Source organism: Kocuria marina, from assembly GCA_014652975.1.
Classification (GTDB): Bacteria; Actinomycetota; Actinomycetes; order Actinomycetales; family Micrococcaceae; genus Kocuria; species Kocuria marina.
Map to the genome: position 1 here is coordinate 100,298 of BMZV01000003.1, position 22,131 is coordinate 122,428.

Genomic DNA, 22,131 nt, shown 5'->3' on the forward strand with positions numbered 1-22,131 from the left:
AAAAACCCCTGAAATTCGCGGTTTGGTTAGCCCACCTTACAATTTTAATCGATCTGTGTATACATTCAGCGTCATGGCGCGCCGCTACGGCCGCATGGCCAGGACGAACTCCACGGCCCGGTCCAGGAACGCGTCCACCTGTTGTTCCTCGTAGCTGCGCTGACCCTGGGCGGATCGAAAGACCGCCGTCCTCACGAGCCGCGGGTCCACCTCGGGTTCACCGCGCAACGCGTCCATGAGCCGGTCGCACAGCACGTCCACGTCCGCCGCCGCGTAACCCAGCGTGCGGTGCGAACTCGGCCGGCGGAAGCGTTCACCGTGCGGGCGGTTGAGCCGCCCCAGCAACAGCCCGGCCAACAGCTCCAGGTGCTCCTCCCAGCGCCGGGCGCCGTGCTCGGCCACGAACGCGGCCTTCTCCCGCGCGAACAGCTCGTCCTCCACGGCGTCCAGGTGGGCGTCCACCGCTCCGGGGTCGTAACCGCCCTTGACGCGGTCGAACACGCGCTCGCGCACCTGCCGGCTGCCCAGCCGACGACGCCGCTGCGCCGCCTCCGCGCTCTCGGGTTCACGGTCCGCGTCGGTCGCCCCGGCGGTGTCCGCGGACGCAGCAGAGTCCTCGGCGGTGACGGGGTCCGTGACATCGGCCGAGTCAACGACCGGCTCAGCGACCGTCCCGGGGCCCGCGACCGGGTCCACGTGGCCACCGGGGGCGGGCGGCGTCGTCGTCGTATGCATGACCGCGGCGAGGCGGTCCAGGAAGTCGTCCACCTGGGCGGGGTCGTAACCCCAGGCCCGCTCGCCGAGGCGATCGAAACGTTGCTGAGTACTCATACCCGCCCTTCCGCGGCCGGGACGCGACCCGCGAGGGGCGGCGTCCGTGCGTCCCGGGCACGCGGGCGGTCGGCCCGCGACCGCGTCACCCCAGGACGGTGAACAGTTCGAAGATCACGTAGCCGGTGATCACGGCGAAGACGATGGAGTCGATGCGATCCATCACTCCGCCGTGACCAGGCAGGAGGGTCCCCATGTCCTTGATCCCGATCTCCCGCTTGATCATGGACTCGGAGAAGTCGCCCACGGTGGCCACGACGACGATCGCGACCGCCAGGACCGCGCCCTGCCACCACGGCATCTCCACGAGGAAAAGCGCGCACAGCACGCCCACGACCACGGCACCGCCCACGGATCCGCCGAAACCCTCCCACGACTTCTTGGGAGAGATCTTGGGTGCCATGGGGTGTTTGCCCCATACGACCCCCACCGCGTAGCCGAAGGTATCGGAGCTGACGGCCAGCAGGATGATCGTGAGGACCTTGTGGGGTCCGTCCGGGGAATGGTAGAGCAGCACCGCCGTACTCAGCAGGAACGAGGCCCACACGAGCGCGAACACCGAGCCCATGATGGACAGCATCATCCCCTGCTTGGGCCCGAAGGCCCGCCACACCACCACGAGTGTCACGGCGAGCACGAGCGCCATGGACAGCGCCTCCGCCCCGCCGAAGAACGCCGCGAGCGGCATGAGCACCGCCGCGATCACCGCGGGGACCTGCGGGATCTGCACGCCCTTGTAGGTCAGTGACCGCGCGATCTCCCACACCCCGATACCCGCCGCGGTCCCGGCCAGCAGGGCCAGTACGAGCGGGACGAAGAACAGTCCCGTGACGAGCGCGCCGATGAGCACGACGGCCACGGCCACGGCGGCCGGGAGGTTACGGCCCGCCCGCGAGGGGGCCTTGTGCTCGGTGCTGCGCTGTAAGGGGCGGGTGAGGACCTGCCGCAGCGAGCCCGTGGTGACCAGGGGGTCGTGCGCCCGCCCCTGCTCCCCCGCCGGGGCGGGAGACGGCTGGCGGGTGTCGCGGTGCGGGGAGCCGGGGGAATCAGCCGATGCCATCAGGCGCCGAGCAGTTCGGCTTCCTTGTTCTTAAGCAGATCGTCGATCTGGTCGATGTGTTTCTTGGTCGCAGCGTCCAGGTCCTTCTCGCCGCGCTTGCCGTCGTCCTCGCCGACCTCACCGTCCTTGACGAGCTTCTCGATGGCCTCCTTAGCGTGGCGGCGCACGTTGCGCACGGACACCCGGCCCTCTTCCGCCTTGTTCGAGACGATCTTCACGTACTCCTTGCGGCGCTCCTCGGTGAGCTCGGGCATGACCACGCGAATCACGTTGCCGTCGTTGGCGGGGTTCGCGCCGATATCCGAGTCCCGCAGGGCCTTCTCGATGTCGTTGAGAGCGCTGCGGTCGTAGGGGGTGATCAGCAGGGTGCGGGCCTCGGGGGTCTGGAACGACGCGAGCTGCTGCAGCGGGGTGGGCGTGCCGTAGTACTCCACGAGCAGGCTCGAGAACAGCGCCGGGTTGGCCCGGCCGGTACGAACCGTCGAGAAGTCCGTCTTGGCGGCGTCCACCGCCTTACCCATCTTGGTCGTGGCATCCGAGAGGACATCTGAAATCACGGGTGTTTCTCCTTATGAGCTGGCCGGCCGGCGGTACTGACGCCGGTGGCGACGGTTCGTTCTCCCCACTCTAACGGGCAGGGGGTGGCTGGTCGCGCGATGCGACGGCCCGCGAGACCTTACGGGGTGACCAGGGTCCCGATCTCCTCGCCCAGCACCGCGCGGGTCACGTTGCCCGCGCCCTCCATGCCGAACACGCGCATGGTCACGTTGTTGTCGCGGCACAGCGCGAACGCGGTCTGGTCCATCACGCGGATGTCCCGCGCGATTGCCTGGTCGTATGTGAGGCTCGCGAGACGCTGCGCGTCCGGGTCCTTACGCGGGTCCGCGGTGTAGACGCCGTCCACACCGTTCTTGGCCATGAGGACCTCGCTCGCGTGCACCTCCAGGGCGCGCTGCGCGGCCACGGTGTCCGTGGAGAAGTAGGGCAGGCCCGCACCCGCACCGAAGATCACCACGCGGTCCTTCTCCATGTGGCGGATCGCACGGCGGGGGATGTAGGTCTCCGCGACCTGCTCCATCTTGATGGCGGACTGCACGCGCGTGTCCACGCCGCACTGCTCCAGGAAGTCCTGCAGCGCCAGGCAGTTCATCACGGTGCCCAGCATGCCCATGTAGTCGGCGCGCGAACGGTCCATCCCGGCCTGGGAGAGCTCCGCGCCGCGGAAGAAGTTGCCGCCACCGACCACCACGGAGGTCTCCACGCGGCCCACGGTCGCGGCGATCTGTTCGGCGATCTCACGCACCACCGAGGTGTCCACGCCCACGCTGCCGCCACCGAAGACCTCGCCCGAGAGCTTGAGCAGGACCCTGCGACGCGCCGGTTCGGTGCGCCGCAGCTGCCGGTCCCCGCCGAGGGCCCCGTCCTGGGGTTCCGATTCGATGATGCTGGGCATGGATCCTCCCGGGGGGCCGATTCGTGGTCTTGAGGCGGCCCGCCCTTGGCAGACCGCCCTCCAGCATACAGAAGCGGCGGGGCACCCCCGGTCCCCCAGTGGTGCCCCGCCGCGTCAGTGCGGGACGCGCGACGGTCTCCCGTCGAGACGTCGCTGTGGGCCTCACGTGCTCGGCGCACGCGGGACCCCGCGAACGGGTGCTCAGGCCCCCACGCGGAACCGCGCGAACGCGGTGGCGGTGGCGCCGGCCTCGGACAGCACCTGGCCCACGGACTTCTTGGCGTCCTTGGCGAAGTCCTGGTCCACGAGCACGACGTCCTTGTAGTAGCCCTTCAGGCGACCCTGGACGATGTTCGGGATGATCTTCTCGGGCTTGCCCTCGTTGCGAGCGGTTTCCTCCGCGACGCGCTTCTCGTTCTCCACGGTCTCCGCGGGGACGTCCTCCTCGGAGAGGAAGGACGGGGACATCGCGGCGATGTGCACGGCAACGTCGTGCGCGGCGGTCTCGGCGTCAGCACCGGACACGGCCAGCAGGACACCCACCTGGGCGGGCAGGTCCTTGGAGGTCTTGTGCAGGTACACGGCCACGTGGTCACCGGCCACACGGGCCACACGACGCACGACGACCTTCTCGCCCAGCAGCGCACCGGTCTCGGTCACGAGATCGGAGATGGTCTTGCCGTCCACCTGGGCGGCCAGCAGGGACTCGAGGTCCGCGGCGTCGGAGGCCACGGCGGCGTCGAGCACCTTGTTGCCGAACTCCACGAACGGGGCGGACTTGGCCACGAAGTCGGTCTCGGAGTTGACCTCGACCATGTAGCCCACGTTGTTCTCGGTGCGGGCCACAATGATGCCCTCGGCGGTCGAGCGACCCTCGCGCTTGGTCACACCCTTGAGGCCCTTGACGCGGATGATCTCCTGGGCCTTCTGGGCGTCACCGTCGGCCTCATCCAGGGCCTTCTTGACGTCCAGCATCCCGGCACCCGTGCGCTCGCGCAGGGCCTTGATGTCGGCAGCGGTGTAGTTCGCCATGTGAACTCCTCTGTTGTCGGTTCGTCCGTGCCGGACGCCTCAGGACGCCCGGCACGGTTCCGGTCACCACGATGGGTCACCGGGAAGAATGGAAGGTGAACTCGCTCACCGGCCTTACTCGGCGGCGGGGGCGTCCTTCTGCTCGGTCTCGGCGGGCTGCTCGGCGGCGGGCGCGGCCTGCTCGGCCGGGGCCGCCTGCTCGGCGGTCTGCTCCTTGTGCTGTTCCAGCAGCTCGCGCTCCCACTCGGCCATGGGCTCCTCGACGGCGTTGGACTTGCCGTTGTTGCGCTCCATGAGGCCCTCGGCCACGGCGTCGGCGATCACGCGGGTGAGCAGTGAGACGGAGCGGATGGAGTCGTCGTTACCCGGGATCGGGAACGCGACCTCGTCCGGATCGCAGTTGGTGTCGAGGATCGCGACGATCGGCACGCCGAGCTTCTGCGCCTCGTCCACCGCGAGGTGTTCCTTCTTGGTGTCCACGATCCAGACCAGGGACGGGGTCTTGGTGAGGTTGCGGATGCCGCCGAGCGTGCGCTCCAGCTTCTCCTTCTCGCGGCGCAGCAGCAGCAATTCCTTCTTGGTGTACTGCGAGCCGGCGACGTCGTCGAAGTCGACCTCTTCCAGTTCCTTCATGCGGTCGATCCGCTTGGAGACCGTCTGGAAGTTGGTGAGCATGCCACCGAGCCAACGGTGGTTCACGTAGGGCATGCCCACGCGGGTCGCCTGCTCGGCGATCGCTTCCTGCGCCTGCTTCTTGGTGCCGACGAAGAGAATGGTGCCGCCGTGGGCCACGGTCGACTTGACGGCCTCGTAGGCCTTGTCGATGAAGCCCAGCGACTGCTGAAGGTCGATGATGTAGATGCCGTTGCGCTCGGTGAAGATGAAGCGCTTCATCTTCGGGTTCCAGCGACGGGTCTGGTGGCCGAAGTGGACGCCGTTGTCGAGCATCTGGCGCATGGTAACGACAGGCATGTCGTCTCCTCATGAATAATGGACGGCCCGCGGGCCGTCTCGGTGTTTACGGTTGTCGACCGGCCGTGCCGGTCCCTGGCGCAATTCGTGAGTCCTACTCGTGGAGCAGGCTCCCGTGGTTCCATACCGCGACCACCCGGTAACCGGGGCCTCGGACCGAGGACCACGCACCCGGGCGGACCATGTCCGCCGTGGGTTCCCTCGCGCGCGAAGTCAGCCATCCCGCATTGGCGCGCACCCTCGAGCGGGCACGGTGAACCAATGGCAGAGTGACTGCACCCTGTAGGATACAGCATCGCGCGGCGTCCTCGCTCCACATCGGAGCGCCTCCCCGCCCCTTCGGACCGGGCTGCCGCACGCTGTCGTCATGTGTTCCTCCGGTCACGACGACGCCGCCCCGCCCATTCCTCGTCACCCACCCGTTCCAACGGTCCCACCCATTCCCGTGCACCCGCCGTTTCCCGCACGCCCGCCCGGACGGTCCCCGCACCACGCCGTGTACTGCGCTGTGATGGCCGCGGTCCTCGCGCTTGGCTCGCTGCTGACCCACCCCGCGGCGTGGGCCTCTCCCGACTGGGCCTGGCCCGTGTCCCCGCGCCCGTCGGTGAGCCGGCATTTCGAGGCTCCCGCACAGAAGTGGCTGCCCGGCCACCGGGGTGTGGATCTACACGCTCCCCCGGGCACGCCGATACGTGCACCGCAGGACGGGGTCGTGAGTTTCGTGGGTGTCGTCGTGGACCGGGAGGTCCTCACGGTGGACCATGGCGAGGGGCACAAGTCCTCATTCGAGCCGGTGTCCTCGTCCGTGCGAGTGGGTGACCGGGTGAGCCGGGGGCAGGTGATCGCCAACGTGGCCACTCCCGGCCACGGCCCGGGCGGGGATGCGGTGCACTGGGGTGTGCGGGAGAACGGGGAGTACGTGAACCCGTTGCTATTCGTGGCGGACCTGCGGCCGTCGGTGTTGTTGCCGGTCCCCGGTGAGTGAGACCACAGTGAGCCGGCGTGGCATGTCCTGTAGGGCGGGTGGGGCTTGAACCCACGACCAAAGGATTATGAGTCCTCTGCTCTGACCAGCTGAGCTACCGCCCCCTGTGCGACCGCGAACGGATGTCGAGGTCGCCGCCCTACGCTACCGCATGCGCGGCGTCGCAGGGCCCGTCACGACTCCGCGCCGGTGTAGAGCCGCTCGAACGTATCCAATGTCTTGGCGAAGGAGTGGCGGGACACCATGTCCCGGCTGCGCTCGCCCATGGCCCGCCGCTGTTCGGGCGGGGCATCGAGGACCAGTTGCAGCTTGGTCGCGAGGTCCCCGGAATTGCCCGGGGAGAAGAGGTACCCGTTGCGCCCCTCGTCCGCGAGGTGGGGCAGCGCGCGGGCGTTGGCGAGCACCACGGGGGTCGAGGCGCTCATGGCCTCGAGCGTCACGAGGGACTGCAGTTCCGCTGTCCCGGGCTGGCAGAACACGTCCGCGCGGAGGTAGGCCGTGCGTAGCTGCTCGTCCGTGAGGAACCCCAGGAAGTGGACCCGGTCCGCGACACCGTGTTCGTGTGCGAGTTTCACGAGCCGGTCCAGCTGTTCCCCCTCCCCCACGATCTCGGCGTGAACGTTCTTCTCCCGCGGGATCAGGGCCACGGCCTCGATGAGTTCGTCCACATTCTTCTCCACGGCCAGGCGTCCGCAGAACAGTACGATCGGGTGGTCCGGGTGCTCGATCTGCTCCCCCGCGGCGGCTTCGTAGTCACCGGCCTGGATCCCGTTGGACACCGCGATCGCCCGATCGGGGACACCGTTGTCGACCATGGTGCGCACCGCGAGCGGCGTGGGTGCGGTGATGACGTCGCAGCGGCCGTACACGCGGGCGATGTCCCACCACGAGACCTTGCGGTAGCCGCGCACGAACCACTGCGGGAACGGCAGGAACGGCTCGATGTTCTCGGGGACGAAGTGATTGGTCCCCACGACCCGGACACCACGGCGCACGGCCTCACGGACCACGAGCCGGCCCAGGATGTAGTGGCACTGGACGTGGACCACGTCCGGGCGGACGTCGTCGAACAACCGCGCGACCTCCCGCACGATCTCCCACGGGAAGCACAACCGGAAGTAGGGGTGGGTGAACGCGTGGTGGGAGCGGAACCGGTGCTCGGTCACCCCGGCGTCGTCCATGATCCGGGACGGGCCGCTCGTGGGCATGGGTGCTGCGACGTGGACCTCATGACCCCGTTCCAGCATGCCGCGCGCGAGGCGGCGGGCGAACTGCGCGGAACCGTTGATGTCGGGCGGATAGGTCTCAGCGGTGATCAGTATTCTCAAGGCCTTGTGTTCCGTAGGGGGATCAGCGATCGGTGGCGCGTTCGGTTCGTCGGGGTGTCGCCGTGTCCGCAACCGCCCCGCTGGTCACCGCGTCCTGCTGGGCGCGTGCGGCCGCCCGGCGTTGCAGGACCTCGGGGTGGTGTCGCGAGAGCACGACCACGCCGACTATAGCAACGAGACCCGCGAGCCCCATGGCCGTGCCGAGTGCCCCGGTGAAGGAGTCACCGGCCTCTCCCAGGACCACGAGACCCAGGGCCACACCCACCATGGGGTCCACCACGGTAAGCCCGGCGATCACGAGATCCGGCGGTCCGCACGAATACGCGCACTGCACCATCCACCCGCCCAGCGCAGCGGCGACCACGATCATGAGCACGCTGGTCCACCGGATGTCCCCGAACCCGCTGGACGTGATGGTGGTGGCGGTCAACCGGACGAGCACGGCCACGAAGCCGTAGAGGAGCCCCGCTCCCAAGACGTAGAACATGCTGATCCGGTGCCGGCGCACGAATAGCTCGCACACACCGATGAGCACCACGAGGCCCACAAGCAGGGCGACCACCGTGTTCTCGGCACGCGTTCCGGGTACGTGGGTGGGATCCGTCCCGATCACGGCGCACACCACGAACGTGGCTCCACCCACGCTGCACAGGGCTACGGCGAGCCACGTGCCACGGTTGATGATCAGGTGGCGGTGCCGGGCGTGCAACAGCGTGGTGATGACGAGTGCGATCACCCCGATGGGCTGCACCACGGTCACGGTCGCAAGCGAGAGCGCCGCGACGTTCAGCACCGTTCCGAGGCCCAGCAGCGCGAGTCCGCTGAGCCAGCGTAGATTGCGCACGAGGGGCCACAGCCCCCGCGGCGTCAACGGTCCCTCGGTGTGCCCGGTGACCGCCACGGATTGCGTCTGCGTACCGAGCGCGAGGCACACCGCCGAGCTCAGTGCCAGAGCCACCGCGATCCACTGCATCACCGATTCATCACGTCCTCCGTCACGGTCTCATCGTAGAGCTCGGGGGCGCGGCGGGCCTGGGAGTTCACCGCATGTTCGAACCGAGGCACGAGGGATCCCATACCGCCGGATGAGACGCACCGGAGCCGGAGGAGTCGCGCCCTCGAGGACGCCCCCCGGGCACGGCGGAGGCCGGGTTGCGACGACGGCGACCCGGCCTCCGGCACGGCTGGCGACTCACGCGAGCCGCGCACCCGGTTACTTCTTGAGCAGCTTGCGCAGGAACACCAGGAACGCGGACCCGGCGGCCACGGCGACCGCGAGGGGCTGCCAGCGCTCGCTCAGGACGTCCTGGGCGGACGTGGAACCGGCGGGACGGACCCCCTGGGAGCCACCCTTGGACGCGAAGGTCCGCTTGACCGTCTCCTGGGTCTCGGTGAACGTGCGCTGGGTGCGGCCCACGAAGCCCTGCGTGGCGGCCTGGACGGAATCGGCGCGGTTCTGGGCGTCGTCGCGCAGGCTCTTGAGGTGTTCGCGGCGCAGCTTGAGGCGGTGGCGCAACTGCTCCTCGGTGGGCTTGACGGGCTTGACCTGGTTGGGGTCGTTGGCCGCCTCTTCCTTCTCCCGCTGCTTCTTCTGCTCGGTCTCGTTCATCTCACGCTGGACACGGCCCTCATTGTACGCGGAGCCCTCCTTGACCACACCGAGGTCGTAGCGCAGCCCGAAGATGGCCTTCTTGGGCATTAGTGGCAACGCACTCTTGATCTTGGCGATCCCGATCAGCGCGAGCACGGCCAGGATGATGAGGAACAGCAGGGCGAGCAGCAGCGCGGCCAGCCACGCCGGCATCACGTGGGACAGGCCCGCGATGGCGGCACCGATCAAGGCGATGACGGCGAGGCCCAGGAACACGAGACCGACCACCGCGAGCGCGGCGCCCACGCCCACCTTGATGCCCTTCTCCTTGAGCTCCAGGAACGCGAGCTGGGCCTCATCTTTGAGCTGCTTGGGGAGCAATCGGGTGAAGACCTTGACGACGTCCGTGATGGACGCGGCACCCGGCTTCGTGGTGGTGCGAGTTCTTGCCCCGGACGTGTGTCCTGTGTGGCCGGATGAATGCCCGGTGCTGCCGGACGAGTGACCGCTGTTGGGGTCCACTGCATGGCTCATGCCGCCTCCGATGAGTACGTGGTGGTGCTGAACGGTTGATCTGATTTCAAAATACCATTCGGCCGCGCGCCCAGCGGGCAGGGACGGGCGCGACACCTCGGGCGTGACGAGGCTCGGACCTTGTCAACCACCGGGGGCTGTGGAAAACTGAAGGCGTTCATTGAAAGCAGATTCCTCCACATAAGTCAACATTGCATTATATTCAGAATCACGCATGATTCACAAAAGATCTTATTGTTGGGTGATTTCTTCGAGAGGGTTCACGGCCCCGCAGATCGAGGCTCCCGCGTCCGACGTCATCGACTGGCGCCGCCGCATCCACGCCCACCCGGAGCTGTCCTACAAGGAGCACGCGACATCCGACTTCGTGGTGGAGACACTCCCGAGCTTTGGCCTCTCCCCCGAGCGCCCCACCGAGACCTCGGTGACGGTACTGATCCAGGGCCGGGGGCCGGGTAGCACAGTGGCGTTGCGCGCGGACCTGGACGCCCTGCCTTTGCGGAGGAGACCGGGGACTCGTTCGCCTCCACGGTGAACGGTGTCATGCACGCGTGCGGTCATGACACCCACACGGCCACGCTGCTGGGCACGGCCCGGGTGCTGAGCGGCCTCACGGACAGTTTCGACGGCGCCGTCACGCTGATTTTCCAGCACGCAGAGGAGACTCCCCGGGCGGCGCCAAGGAGCTCGTGGGTCAGGGCGTGCTCGAGGGCGTGGACGCGATCTTCGGGGTGCACATGGCGAACCAGGCCACCGGCACGATCTCCGCGCGCAAGGGTGTCACCTCCACCGTGGCGGGCGGCTTCTTCGCGACTATCAAGGGCCAGGGTTCCCACGCTCCCATGCCGCAGAACTGTGCGGACCCGGTGCTGGTCGCCGCGCAGATCACGGTCGCGCTGAACACGATCGTCTCCCGCAGCGTGGCCCCCGACCACATGAACGTGGTCAACGTGGGCATGATCTGGGCGGGCGGAGCCCCCGACGTCATCCCGGACACCGCCCGGATCGGCGTATCCATGCGTACGGTCGCGGACGAGGACTGGGAGGTCCTCGGGTCCCGCGCGACCGACATCGTGGAGGAAACGTGCGCCGCCTACGGTGCCACGGCCACGTTCGAATGGGCGGACGGCTACCCCGTGATCGTCAACGACGACGACGTCGCGCAGATCGGCTACGACGCCGCGGTGTAGGCCCTGGGCGAGGACAAAGTCTCCTGGGGCCCGGGCACGTCCGCCTCCGACGACTTCGCGTACTTCGCGCGGGAGGTCCCCGCGTGCTTCGTGTTCCTGGGGGGTGGCACGGCCGAGGACCGGCTGCCCTACATGAACCACCACCCCAAGTTCGGCATCAGGGAAGAGGCCCTCGAGGCCGGCGTGCGCACGGAGGTGCAGATGGCCCTGAATGATCCACGTTCCACTCCCGCGTACGACGGACACCCGACCATGAATCTCACGAGCACCCAGAAAGGCATCTTCGTCACGCTCGTGCCGGCGGCGCCGGAGCTGCCGGGCGACGGCGCGGCGTCGTCCTCTGCCGCTGCAAGCACCGAGGAGGGTGCCAACTCGAGTGCGAAGAAGGACGTCTCGATCCTCGACGCCTGGAAGAATCGCAACTCCCTGGTGCTGGGGCTGTGCCTGCTGCTCAACAACCTGGTGGGCGTGGGGCTGCTGACCTGGCTCGCCACGATGTACTCGCAACAGTTCTAGATCACCCCTACCGGGTGGCAGTACATGGTCGTGATGCTCGGTTACGGGCTCTCGTTGTGGATCGCCACCTCCACCGGGCCCGGCGTCGTCAAGAAGTGGTTCGAGAACAACGAGAAGGTGTTCATGCTGATCATGTTCGTGATCGGCGCCGTCGTAGACGCCGGGGGGGTACACGACCGCGTTCGTGGTACTGGGTGCACTGCTCGTGCTCGGTGGTCTCGCTCCGTTCCTGCTCCGGGAACCCCGCGCCCCGCTCGATCCGCAGGGTCCGCGCGCGGCGGGGCCCGATGCAGACGCCACGACACCCCCGGGCGAACCCCACGCGGGCGTGGACGCGGCCGCGGGCACCACGGGCCGACCCGACTCCCGGCGGTGAGCCCCGCCGGGAGAGGGACCGTCAGGCCACGGTGGCAGCGGCGCGACCGCTCGCCGTCGTGACCTGTTCCGTGTCCAGGTGACCGTCCTGCATGCTCACGCATGCGTCCGCGAGGGGGACGAACTCGGTGTCGTGCGTGACCACGAGGGACGCCAGGCCGAAGGTGTGGGTCAGATCCGCGAGCAGTTCCATGACGCTGCGGGACCGCGCGTGGTCCAGCGCCGCGGTGGGCTCGTCCACGAGCAGCAGGTGCGGCCAGTTCATGAGCGCCCGGGCGATGTTGACGCGCTGGCGCTGCCCACCCGAGAGCTGATGGGGGCGGCGGTCCGCGCAGTTCTCGAGCCCCACCTGTGCGAGCAGTTCGCCCGCCCGAGCGCGGGCCCGCGCAAGCTCCTTGCCCCTGGCCCCGGCCACGTGCGCGGCGAGTACGAGTTGTTCGCGGGCGGTCAGCGAGGCCAGGAGATTGGGCTGCTGGAACACCATGCCCGTGTGCTCCCGGCGGACCCCGGCGAGTTCGCGTTCGGGGAGCTCCTCGAGCCGACGGCCCGCCACGGACACCGAGCCGGAACTTGGGCGGACCAACCCGGCGGCCACGGCGAGCAGCGAGGACTTGCCGGACCCGGACGGGCCCACGAGCGCCGTCATGGTGCCCGCGGCCAGCTCGAGGGACACACGGTCCAGGGCTCGCACCGTGCGGGGTTCGCCCTGCTCGTCCGTGCCGTCCGGGTACTCCAGGCAGAGGTCGGTCACCCGTAGGGCGGGATCGTCGGTCGAGTACTCATGCGGCCCGTCCGGGCGTGCCGCTGCGGTGTGGTTGTCCATGGGGTCTCCTGCGCGGTGACGGGGGTGACGATCGGAATGCATGCTCAGTTGCCTCCCAGGGCGATCATCGGATCCACGGTGGACACGCGGCGCACGGCGAGCACGGACCCGATCAGTCCCAGCGCCAGGACACCGGCCACGGGCAGCGCCATGGTCGTAGCGCTCAGCACGAACGGGACCGCGGACCCGGCGAGCGCACCGCCGGCGATCCCCAGGCCGCCGCCCACGAGCACGCCGATCGTGAGCACCACGACGGCCTGGACCAGGGAATCCCGCACCACGTAACCACGGCTCGCGCCGAGAGCGCGCAGCACCGCAATGTCCCGGGTGCGCTGGATGGTCCACACGGTCAGGAAGGAGATCACCACCAGGGCGCTGATGCCGTAGAGGAAGCCCTGCATCATGCGCAGCGAGCCCTGCTCCGACTCGTAGGCGGGCAGCGCCGCGAAGGCGTCCCCGGTGTCCATGGCCACGGTTGCGGTGCGCTCCGTGACCCCCTCGGGCACGGTGTCCGTGGTGAGGGCCAGGGCGGTGGCCTGCTCGGGGTCGTCGGTGTGGGCCACGGCGGGAAAGTCCTCCATGCTGAGCCACACGACCGGCACGTGGCTGTAGTACTCGTCCGCCACGACCCCGGTGACCTTCAGGGACGTGCCGGCCAGGGTCACCGCGTCCCCCACGCCCACGTTCATCTCGCGAGCCAGCGTCTCACTGAGCACGGCGGTGCCGTCCTGTGGGTGGGTGACCCCGTTGACGGCGCTCAGCCCGGGCGCGAGCCGCGAGCCCGGTTCGAGCGCGACACCGGCCACGGAGGTGGCCGACGCAGCGTCTGCGGAGGAGTTCGCCCCGTCCCCGGCCCGCGCGGTGGTCTGCACGAGGCCGAGCCGCTCCACGTGGTGCGCGCCCACGGTGTCACGCCACGCGCGCGTTTCGTCCGCGGTGATCCAGGACGTCGTGAAGGACGGGTCGGACGCGTCCCCCGCCGGGGCACTGAGCACGAACCGCTGCGCCTGCAACCGTTCCAGGGCCGAGGTGTTCTGGTGGCCTAGCCCGTTGGTCAACCCGGTGAGCAGTACGAGCAACAGCGTGATCAGGGCCACGACGGTCGCGAGCAACGCGAACCGCCCCTTGGCGAACGTGATGTCCCGTAGGGACAGGTACATGGTGATCTCCGATGGGTCGAGAAACTGTTCCCCTCAAGCCTCGCGGGACGCGGCCGCCGGTGGATCGCCCCGCGGGTGGAGACCGTCCAGCCCCTCGGGGGATGCCGCGCTCAACCAATCGGTTGATCCGCCACTCGCGTCACATGCGTAGCATGGCGGGAGACCCGGCCGTGCCGTGCGCGCTGCTCGCCGATGGCGGCATCCGCCCGATCGCCGCGCGGCGATCGGGACGCCGCGTCTTGGTCGGGGCACCGCACTCGTGCGACCGCGCCCGGGACCCGGGCAGGACGACGACGCCGTCCCCGGCACACCGCTCCGACCAACCAGTCCACCGCACGACCTGGAAAGGAGCCCCCGAGTGCGCGAGGACCTCTCCACCCCCGCAGTGCTGAGCGCCCTGCGGGTCACGTTGCACGTGAGCTTCGCGGCGCTGTTGGTGCTCGCCGCCGTGCGCGCAGTGCTGCACCTGAGCCGGGCCCCTGGCGGCGGGGCGATGATCGCCGTCGTCCTGGGACTGAGCGTGCTGCTCGCGGCGGTCTACCTCGCGGGGACCCTGGTGGAGAACCGTGTGGCGCGGGGTCGTGCGAGCCGGGAATCCCTGCGGTGGGGTCCCGGGTGGCTCGGTCTCATCGCGGCGCTGTGGGCCGCGCTGGCCCTGCTGAGCCCGGACTTCTCGTGGGTCGCGTTCCCCCTGTTCTTCCTGTGCCCCGTGGTACTGCCCACCGCGGCGGCGCTGGTCGCGATCGTGGTGCTCACCGGCGTCGTGGTGCTCTCCCAGTACCTACATGCCGCCCCGGGAGCGTTCACGGCGGGAATGGTGCTCGGACCCGCGATCGGTGCGATTGTCGCGCTGCTCGTGAGCTTCGGGTACCGCGCACTGTACGAGGACACCCGCCGCCACGTGCGCGCGATCCGCGATCTCGAATCCACGCGAGCTGAGCTGGCGCGCCAGGAACGGGACGCGGGGACCATGGCCGAGCGCGACCGGTTGTCCCGCGAAATCCACGACACCCTGGCCCAGGGCCTGACCTCGATCGTGCTAGTCTCACGGGCCGCACAGCGCTCGCTGGAGCGCGCGGAGCTCGACGCGGCCCGCGCGCAACTGGCCACGATCGAGGACACGGCCGCGGCCGACCTCGCGGAGGCGCGTCGGTTCGTACGGGACCTCGCCGCACCGGCACCGGGTGACTCCCTGCCCGCCGTCCTCGCGGAGGTGTGTCACCGCACCCGGGAGGCGGCCCGCGCCGTGGGCGCGCCGCTCACGTGCGAGTTCACGGTGGAAGGTGCCGTCCCCGAACTGCCCGCCCCGCAGCGCACCCTGTTCGTAAGGGCAGCGCAGTCCACCCTCGCGAACGTGACCTCGCACGCGCGGGCGTCACGCGCCGTCGTGACCCTCGCGGGCTGGGACGACGCCGTGACGCTGGACGTCGTGGACGACGGCGCGGGCTTCAGACCGCGTTCCGCCGCCGACGACGCACGCAACGACAGCTTCGGACTGGCCCACCTGCGACGCCGCGCGCACGAGCTCGGGGCCGTCCTGACCGTGGAGTCCGAACCCGGCGCCGGAACGGCTGTGAACCTGCGGTTGCCCCTGCCCGCGCCCGAAGCCACCCGCCCCCTGCCGAATGGAGATTCGTCATGACCACCCGCGTATTGCTCGTGGACGATCATCCCGTGGTGCGCGCCGGGCTGCGCGCGGTGCTCGAATCGGTGGGTGACATCGTGGTCGGCGCCGAGGCGCCGGACGGACGCGTGGCGCTCGAGATGCTGTCCCACGCGGGCGGCTCCGTGGACGTGGTGGTCATGGACCTGCAGATGGGTTCCGAGATGGGCGGGCTGGACGCGACCCGGCGCATTGTCGCGGCGGGCGGGCCCCCGGTGCTGATCCTCACGACCTACGACACCCAGGCGGACATTGTCGCCGCGCTCGAGGCCGGCGCGACCGGTTACCTCCTCAAGGACTCGCAGCCCGAGACCATCGGTGCCGCCGTGCACGACGCCGCCGCGGGCCGCCCCGTGTTGTCCCCCTCCGTCACGGCGCGGCTCATGCAGCGGGTGCGTTCCCCCGGCACGTCGCTGAGCGCGCGGGAGATCGAGATCCTGCGCGGGCTCGCCACGGGCGCGTCCAACAGGGCCCTGGCCAAGGAATTGTTCATCTCGGAAGCTACCGTGAAGACGCACCTTGTACACATCTACGACAAGCTCGGGGTGGACAACCGGACGGCGGCGGTCAACCGTGCGCGGGAAGAACACCTGATCTGACGGATGCGATCACCGCGGCGATCCGCTCGGGGTGATCCACCATGACGAAGTGACCGCTGCGTCGTCGCAACACGATCGTGTGCACGGGCGCTTCCCGGGACAGGTAGGTGGCCCGGGCGAGCACATGGCGCACCCACCGGGTGGTCCTGATCCGCGGCAGCCGTCCGTTCGCGGCCACCACCAGGACGTCCAGCTCCGGGTCCAGGGGCGTATGGGCGGCCAGTTCCTGCAACCGGTTCATGCACGCCACGTAGCCCGCGAGTTCCCGCAGGGACCCCATGAGGAAGTTCGGGGATGTCAGATCTACGCGCAGCTGCGGCCACGAACGCATGAGGCGTCCGCGTCCGGGCACGAGTCGCCCGGCCACGACGGGGCCCACCACACGCCACGCCGGAGCAGCACACGATGACCGGCCCGGAGCCCGCATCGAGGATCCGTACGGGGCCGCCCATAACTTCGTGGGTGCTGACATGATCCCCGATGCCCGACGGCGCGGAACCGTTGTCCTTTTCGTTGCGAGTTCCCGTGAGCGCAACCGCTGGGCGACGGGCACACCGGCCGCGGCGATGAGCCACACCGCGATTGCGAGAGGACATCACTTCGCGGGCCCGTCCGTCCCTCGCGTACCGTTCGGGAGAGCGCGCCACAGGGTCCGCAGCCGCGCAGAGGAGAACGCCGTCACCCCGGTGAGCACCACCCCGACCTCTGCGTCCACGGTTCGCAGTACGGTGGCCCCGGGGGGTCCGCGACGACGTACTCGGACACGAAGGACGTCCACGGGTGCAGTTCCCTGTTCACGAGCGGATAGAGGACCCACACCGAGTACAACAGCGCCGCTGCGGCGCACAATCGGCGAGAAGCCAGAGTCACGGAACCGGGTCACCCGCCTGAGTCGTGGGCCGCACATACGGAACAGCCGCCGAGTCTACTAGGCCGCGGCGGTTCCCGGAGGCGGGTGCCGCCCTGGATACGACGGAGGCCCCCTTCCGTACTGGAAGAGGGCCTCCGTGGTGGCTCCCCCGACTGGACTCGAACCAGTAACCCTTCGATTAACAGTCGAATGCTCTGCCAATTGAGCTACGGGGGAATGTACGCACTGCTGCGCAACGAGACGATACTTTACCGCCCCGTCGCGGCTTCCTCAAATCGAATCCCCGCCACCACCCGCAAGCGCCACACCCCTCTGAGTCGGGGTCACGCCCCGGTGAGGCTGCGCCGCTGCAGTTCGAGGTCCAGCAGTTCGCGGTTGAGCTGTTGGTACAGCTCGGGTTCCCGTTGCGCGTTCAACCGGTTGAGGTGGGCCAGCTTGTCCGACTTCGCCCGGTTGATGTGCATCTCCACGAGCGAGGTGAGCACGCCCACCGCGTAGTTGCGCATTTGTTGCTCGGTGGCCGCGGGTAGCGGCGTGACGGACAGTTGTGCGAGGTAGCCGTGCAGCGGTTCGGGCAGGTGGGCGCGCACGTGTTCGAGCCACGTGCGACCGCCCTCACCGTGATAGTCCTCGTCCGCGCGGGCGGCCACCACGGCATCGTGCAAGACCTGGTGCACCCGGTACGTCATGCCGGCGGAATCGAAATGCTCCCAGTAGCCGTCCGGCACGAGGTCCGGGAGCTGGAGCACCACTTCGAGCGCCTCCCGTTCCATCCGGGACACGGGTTCGCGCGGATCCGGCAGCTCGGGCGCCTCGGGCCGGTGGTTCTCACCGGGGGCTGAGCCAGGCCCGGAGACAGGCCCCGAGCCATGCCTCGATCCGGCCGAGTCACCGCGGTGGCCACGAGCATCCGGACGGTCCGGGGTCGACCCCTGACCGCGCCCCCGCCCCGGTTCTCCCCGGCCGTTCTCACTGCGGGAGGCGGCGTCGACGGCGCGCAGCACCTCGTCCGTCTCGATCCCCAGCCACCCGGACAGCTCCCGCGCGTACGCGGGGCGCAGGGCGGGGTCACGGATCCCGGCCACGATCGGGGCGCACGCCCGCATGGCGCGGAGCCGACCCTCGAGGCTGTTGACGTCGTACTCGCGGATCGTGGCTTTCAAGGCGAACTCGAACAGCGGGGTGCGGGACTCCACGAGATCACGCACGGCCACGTCCCCGCGGGTCAGGCGCAGGTCACACGGATCCATCCCGTGGGGCTCGACCGCCACGTAGGTCTGGGCCACGAACCGCTGGTCCTCCTGGAAGGCGCGCAGCGCGGCCTTCTGTCCGGCGGCATCGCCGTCGAACGTGAACACGACCTCTCCCCCGGCGGAGTCGTCCGAGAGGAACCGGCGCACGATCTTGATGTGGTCCGCGCCGAACGCGGTGCCGCACGTGGCCACCGCCGTGGTGATCCCGGCCAGGTGGCACGCCATGACGTCCGTGTACCCCTCCACGACCACGACCTGTTTGGTCTTGGCGATCGGCCGTTTGGCCAGGTCAATGCCGTAGAGCACCTGGGACTTCTTGTAGAGCTGGGTCTCGGGGGTGTTGAGGTACTTGGGGCCGGGATCGTCGTCGTAGAGCTTGCGTGCCCCGAACCCGATGACCTCCCCCGCGACCGCGCGGATGGGCCAGATCAGCCGCCCCCGGAACCGGTCGTAGAGTCCGCGGTTGCCCTCCGAGACCATGCCGGTGAGCTTGAGTTCCTGGTCCGTGAACCCGTGATTGCGCAGGTGCTGCAACAGGTGGGACCACCCCTGCGGTGCGTAGCCGATCCCGTAGGTGCGAGCGGCGTCATGATCGAAACCTCGCTCCCCCAGGAACCGCTGGGCCGCGGCGGCCTGCCGGGTGTAGAGGTTGCGTTGGAAGAACTCCGCGGCCACCTTGTGTGCGTCGAGCAACCGCTGTCGACGCCCTACTTCCTCCCGGTTGGGTGCGGAACCCTGCTCGTAGTGCAGCTCGTACCCGATCCGGGCGGCCAACCGTTCCACGGTCTCCGAGAACGGCGTGTGGTCCATTTCCATGAGGAAGGAGATGACGTCCCCGGACTCGTCGCACCCGAAGCAGTGGTACGTGCCCAGTTGGGGGCGCACGTGGAAGGACGGCGTGCGTTCGTCGTGGAAGGGGCAGAGTCCCTTGTACGAACCGATGCCCGCGGGCTTGAGGGTCACGTACTGTTCCACGACCTCGCGGAGGTCCGTGCGCGCACGGACCTCGTCGATGTCTTCACGCTTGATCAGTCCGGCCACTCGGCCAGTTTAGGCACCCCGTCAAACCGGATCGCGCACTCGTCACGGATGTGCAGCGGCCCCCGCACGGTGCGCTCGTGGCGCAGCGTGCGGGAGCCGCTGCAGCGGACCGGAACGACTGGTTAACGGGCCCGCGAGGACACGCGATGACTCCGGCCACGGCGTCACCGAACGGTCCCGCGACGAACAGGGCGCGGGGTCAGCGAGCCGCCGGGGCATCGTCGTTCCCGCCGACCACCATGCGGCGGTCCGGGGCACCCACGGTCTTGGACCCAACCATGGCCAGGCTGCCCAGGGCACCGACCGCGGCGAACGCGAAGAACCCCCACGGGTACGCGAGCCCGGCACCCAACAGCGTGCCGCCCACAATGGGACCGCTGATCGCGCCGAGACGCCCCACCCCGGCGGACATGCCCAGGGCGGTCGCGCGCACGCGCGGCGGGTGGTTGGTCGCGGTGAACGCGTACACGAGCACCTGGGAAGAGAACACGAAGCACCCGGTCAGGAACACCATGACGTAGATCCCGGCCACGGTCAGCCGGATCGCGAGGGCCGCGAGCAGCACGGCCGAGGCCGCGAACCACATGATGCTCGCGATGCGGGGGGGTAATCCGGTCCGCCACGCGGCCACCGATCCACAGCCCCACCACGGCGCCCACGTTGAGGATGAGCAGGAAGCCCAGCGCGTTGCCGAGGTCGTAGTCCGCGGCGCGCATGATCTGCGGCAACCACGTGTTGAGCCCGTACACGAGCAGCAGACCCATGAAGGACGCGATCCAGATCACCACGGAGTTGCGCGCGTACGTGCCGCTCAACAGTAGGGCCGCGCCCTTCTTCTCAGCCACCACCTGGGCCGACGGCGCTGCGGCACCGCGCGCGCCCGAGGCCGCGGGGGCGGCGTCGCCGATCTCCAGAGGCACGTTGTAGTGCGCGGCCACCCGGCGGGCATCCTCGAGGCGGCCCTTGGACGCGAGGTAGGACGGGGACTCGGGCAGGAACACGAGCATGAGCGGTACGAGGATCAGGGCGGGCAGCGCGCCCGCGATGAACATGGTGTGCCACGTGAAGTGGGACAGCACCCAGATCGCGAGCGCCGCGGTGAGCACGGCACCCACGTGGTAGCCGGTCATCATGACCGTGGTGGCGTTGGAGCCGCGGCCGGGGCGGGAGAACTCGGTGACCATGGAGATGCCGGTGGGCAGGCAACCGCCCAGGCCCAGGCCCGCGAGGAAGCGCAGGATGCCGAACCACAGGACGGTCGGGGCGAACGCGGCGGCGAACGTGAGCACCGAGAATACGATCACGGCTCCGATGAGCATCTTGCGCCGGCCCCAGCGGTCCGTGAGGTAGCCCATGCCCAGGGCGCCGACCATCATGCCGAACAGACCGGCGGTCGCGACCGCGGTGGCCTCACCGGTGGTCATCCCCCACGCCTGGTCCGCGAGCAGGGCGGGCATGACGGCGCCGAGCACCACGGCGTCGAAACCGTCCAGGGACGAGATGTGGGGCGCAGAATCGATGCCGCCGGACCTCACCAGAGCGGCTTGTCCCCCGTGCGCCAGTTGGTGCCCCGGATCCGGTCGTGCAGCGCGACCGCGGAGCGGTCCGTGAGGCACGCGATCTGATCGACCACGAGCCGCAACCGGGCGGCTTCACTGCCGGGGCCGTCCCCCAGGGCACGCCAGTCCGCGGCGAACTCGGGGGCCAGGAACCGCCCGTCCGTCTGCATCAGGGCGTCCACGAGGATCGTGAGGATCTCGTGCTGGTTGTCGTAGAGGGGCAGGGCGTCCCGCACGGTCATCACGAACGCGGTCGCGATGCCCTTGAGCACCCCGATCTCCAGCTCCGTCTCGCGCGGGACCACGAGGGACGCCCGGTACCGGGTGAGCCGGTCGTCCCCGGCCACGTCCCGGGTGGCCGCGACCGCGGACATCGCGAACCGGCCGATCAACTGGCTCGTCATGTTCTTCAGTCGTGCCAGATCCGCGCGTGTCCCGTGCAGACGGGGAATCCACACGGATGAGGACTCGAGCCGGGACAGCGCGGCGTCGAGCTCGTCCTCCGTGGCCGCGGGCAGGTACCAGCTGCGGGTGCACTCGATGACCCGGTGGCGGTGCGCGGGTTGCGTGAGGTTCTCGAGCTGCAGGGCGTGGGCCGCGACCGCGTCCTCGACGTCGTGGACGCTGTAGGAGATGTCGTCCGCGAGATCCATGACCTGGGCCTCGATGCACTTGCGTCCGGGCACCGCGCCCGCGCGGAACCACTCGAACACAGGCAGGTCGTCCTCGTAGACTCCGAACTTGCGGTTGGGGCGCCCGTCCGGCCGGGGCGGGGCGTCCGCCGCGCTCCACGGGTACTTGCACGTGGCGTCGAGTGTCGCGCGGGTAAGGTTGAGCCCCGCGGGCTCCCCCGACGGCGCGATGATCTTGGGCTCGAGCCGCACGAGCAGGCGCAGGGTCTGGGCATTACCCTCGAAGCCCCCGATCCCGCGGGTCAGCTGCGCGAGCGCCGTCTCACCGTTGTGCCCGAACGGCGGGTGACCGAGGTCGTGGGACAGGCACGCGGCGTCCACGACGTCCGGATCGCACCCGAGCGCCTTGCCCAGCTCGCGCCCGATCTGGGCGACCTCGAGCGAATGGGTTAGCCGGTTGCGCACGAAGTCGTCCGACTGCGGCGAGACCACCTGGGTCTTGGCCGCGAGCCTTCGCAGCGCGGAACTGTGCAGCACGCGCGCGCGGTCCCGCTCGAAGTGACTGCGATGGCGGTTGTGGTGGTTCTCGGCGACGAACCGCTCGGTGTCAGTGGGCTCGTAGCCCGGGGGCAGGATCGCCAGACGGTCGGGGGTGTGCAGTGG

21 protein-coding genes, 2 tRNA genes and 1 pseudogene are annotated in these 22,131 nt (G+C 69.3%); 7 read left to right on the plus strand and 17 right to left on the minus strand.

Going from position 1 to position 22,131, the window contains the following annotated elements:
* Window positions 1–84: 84 nt before the first annotated feature.
* From IE157_RS08205 to rpsB, 6 genes are all read right to left on the minus strand, one after another.
* Window positions 85–831, minus strand: a complete 747-nt coding sequence (locus IE157_RS08205; protein ID WP_193519693.1) for a DivIVA domain-containing protein — start codon at window positions 829–831, stop codon at window positions 85–87.
* A gap of 85 nt (window positions 832–916) precedes the next feature.
* The gene (locus IE157_RS08210; RefSeq protein ID WP_167318671.1) at window positions 917–1,891 is read right to left on the minus strand and encodes a phosphatidate cytidylyltransferase; all 975 of its coding nucleotides are present in this window, start codon (window positions 1,889–1,891) and stop codon (window positions 917–919) included.
* The gene (frr, locus tag IE157_RS08215) at window positions 1,891–2,448 is read right to left on the minus strand and encodes a ribosome recycling factor (protein WP_035963538.1); all 558 of its coding nucleotides are present in this window, start codon (window positions 2,446–2,448) and stop codon (window positions 1,891–1,893) included. The genes IE157_RS08210 and frr overlap by 1 nt, the downstream gene beginning before the upstream one ends.
* A 119-nt stretch (window positions 2,449–2,567) precedes the next feature.
* Window positions 2,568–3,344 (minus strand): UMP kinase, encoded by a 777-nt coding sequence (pyrH, locus tag IE157_RS08220; protein ID WP_318281396.1) that lies wholly within the window; start codon window positions 3,342–3,344, stop codon window positions 2,568–2,570.
* 201 nt (window positions 3,345–3,545) lie between these two features.
* Window positions 3,546–4,376, minus strand: a complete 831-nt coding sequence (gene tsf, locus IE157_RS08225; protein ID WP_085106658.1) for a translation elongation factor Ts — start codon at window positions 4,374–4,376, stop codon at window positions 3,546–3,548.
* 114 nt (window positions 4,377–4,490) lie between these two features.
* Window positions 4,491–5,348, minus strand: a complete 858-nt coding sequence (gene rpsB / locus IE157_RS08230; protein WP_193519694.1) for a 30S ribosomal protein S2 — start codon at window positions 5,346–5,348, stop codon at window positions 4,491–4,493.
* A gap of 511 nt (window positions 5,349–5,859) precedes the next feature.
* On the opposite strand from rpsB, the gene IE157_RS08235 reads away from it, so the two are divergent.
* Complete coding sequence (locus IE157_RS08235) at window positions 5,860–6,333, plus strand: M23 family metallopeptidase (RefSeq protein WP_193519695.1); 474 nt, start codon at window positions 5,860–5,862, stop codon at window positions 6,331–6,333.
* Window positions 6,334–6,363: 30 nt separating this feature from the next.
* Here the strand turns inward: IE157_RS08235 and IE157_RS08240 are convergent.
* The 4 genes from IE157_RS08240 to IE157_RS08255 form a co-directional block, all read right to left on the minus strand.
* Window positions 6,364–6,437 (minus strand) — tRNA-Ile (locus tag IE157_RS08240).
* Between the two features lie 69 nt (window positions 6,438–6,506).
* Window positions 6,507–7,661 (minus strand): glycosyltransferase, encoded by a 1,155-nt coding sequence (locus IE157_RS08245; protein ID WP_085106655.1) that lies wholly within the window; start codon window positions 7,659–7,661, stop codon window positions 6,507–6,509.
* A gap of 22 nt (window positions 7,662–7,683) precedes the next feature.
* Window positions 7,684–8,634 carry a DMT family transporter gene (locus IE157_RS08250; RefSeq protein ID WP_082943365.1) on the minus strand — a complete coding sequence of 317 codons (951 nt, stop codon included), beginning with the start codon at window positions 8,632–8,634 and terminating at the stop codon, window positions 7,684–7,686.
* Between the two features lie 240 nt (window positions 8,635–8,874).
* Window positions 8,875–9,786: a phage holin family protein gene (locus IE157_RS08255; RefSeq protein WP_082943366.1), complete on the minus strand. Its 912-nt coding sequence runs from the start codon at window positions 9,784–9,786 to the stop codon at window positions 8,875–8,877.
* A gap of 241 nt (window positions 9,787–10,027) precedes the next feature.
* On the opposite strand from IE157_RS08255, the gene IE157_RS08260 reads away from it, so the two are divergent.
* From IE157_RS08260 to IE157_RS08270, 4 genes and pseudogenes are all read left to right on the plus strand, one after another.
* Window positions 10,028–10,321, plus strand: coding sequence for a hypothetical protein (locus tag IE157_RS08260; RefSeq protein ID WP_193519696.1), 294 nt, complete (start codon window positions 10,028–10,030; stop codon window positions 10,319–10,321).
* Between the two features lie 8 nt (window positions 10,322–10,329).
* Window positions 10,330–10,398: pseudogene (locus IE157_RS13105) on the plus strand (hypothetical protein); the annotation flags it as partial.
* Between the two features lie 77 nt (window positions 10,399–10,475).
* Complete coding sequence (locus IE157_RS08265) at window positions 10,476–10,976, plus strand: peptidase dimerization domain-containing protein (RefSeq protein WP_240918912.1); 501 nt, start codon at window positions 10,476–10,478, stop codon at window positions 10,974–10,976.
* Window positions 10,977–11,066: 90 nt separating this feature from the next.
* The gene (locus IE157_RS08270; RefSeq protein WP_193519697.1) at window positions 11,067–11,492 is read left to right on the plus strand and encodes a hypothetical protein; all 426 of its coding nucleotides are present in this window, start codon (window positions 11,067–11,069) and stop codon (window positions 11,490–11,492) included.
* Window positions 11,493–11,889: 397 nt separating this feature from the next.
* Here the strand turns inward: IE157_RS08270 and IE157_RS08275 are convergent, their stop codons facing one another.
* Together IE157_RS08275 and IE157_RS08280 are read right to left on the minus strand one after the other, a co-directional pair.
* The gene (locus IE157_RS08275; protein ID WP_193519698.1) at window positions 11,890–12,690 is read right to left on the minus strand and encodes an ABC transporter ATP-binding protein; all 801 of its coding nucleotides are present in this window, start codon (window positions 12,688–12,690) and stop codon (window positions 11,890–11,892) included.
* A 44-nt stretch (window positions 12,691–12,734) separates the two neighbouring features.
* The gene (locus tag IE157_RS08280) at window positions 12,735–13,850 is read right to left on the minus strand and encodes an ABC transporter permease (RefSeq protein WP_193519699.1); all 1,116 of its coding nucleotides are present in this window, start codon (window positions 13,848–13,850) and stop codon (window positions 12,735–12,737) included.
* Between the two features lie 358 nt (window positions 13,851–14,208).
* Between IE157_RS08280 and IE157_RS08285 the strand changes: the two genes are divergently transcribed.
* Together IE157_RS08285 and IE157_RS08290 are read left to right on the plus strand one after the other, a co-directional pair.
* Complete coding sequence (locus IE157_RS08285) at window positions 14,209–15,492, plus strand: sensor histidine kinase (protein WP_193519700.1); 1,284 nt, start codon at window positions 14,209–14,211, stop codon at window positions 15,490–15,492.
* A complete protein-coding gene (locus IE157_RS08290; protein ID WP_193519701.1) occupies window positions 15,489–16,112 on the plus strand; it encodes a response regulator in 624 nt (207 codons plus the stop codon). The genes IE157_RS08285 and IE157_RS08290 overlap by 4 nt, the downstream gene beginning before the upstream one ends.
* On the opposite strand, the gene IE157_RS08295 is transcribed toward IE157_RS08290, so the two are convergent.
* The 5 genes from IE157_RS08295 to IE157_RS08315 all read right to left on the minus strand — a co-directional run bounded on the left by IE157_RS08295 (window position 16,081) and on the right by IE157_RS08315 (window position 22,128).
* A complete protein-coding gene (locus IE157_RS08295) occupies window positions 16,081–16,443 on the minus strand; it encodes a hypothetical protein (RefSeq protein ID WP_193519702.1) in 363 nt (120 codons plus the stop codon). The two genes, IE157_RS08290 and IE157_RS08295, sit on opposite strands and share 32 nt — an antisense overlap.
* A 680-nt stretch (window positions 16,444–17,123) precedes the next feature.
* Window positions 17,124–17,199 (minus strand) — tRNA-Asn (locus IE157_RS08300).
* A 107-nt stretch (window positions 17,200–17,306) separates the two neighbouring features.
* Window positions 17,307–19,277: a DNA primase gene (gene dnaG, locus IE157_RS08305; RefSeq protein ID WP_193519703.1), complete on the minus strand. Its 1,971-nt coding sequence runs from the start codon at window positions 19,275–19,277 to the stop codon at window positions 17,307–17,309.
* A 164-nt stretch (window positions 19,278–19,441) separates the two neighbouring features.
* Window positions 19,442–20,812 carry an MFS transporter gene (locus IE157_RS08310; RefSeq protein WP_318281397.1) on the minus strand — a complete coding sequence of 457 codons (1,371 nt, stop codon included), beginning with the start codon at window positions 20,810–20,812 and terminating at the stop codon, window positions 19,442–19,444.
* Window positions 20,809–22,128 carry a deoxyguanosinetriphosphate triphosphohydrolase gene (locus IE157_RS08315; protein WP_193519821.1) on the minus strand — a complete coding sequence of 440 codons (1,320 nt, stop codon included), beginning with the start codon at window positions 22,126–22,128 and terminating at the stop codon, window positions 20,809–20,811. The genes IE157_RS08310 and IE157_RS08315 overlap by 4 nt, the downstream gene beginning before the upstream one ends.
* Window positions 22,129–22,131 lie beyond the last annotated feature (3 nt).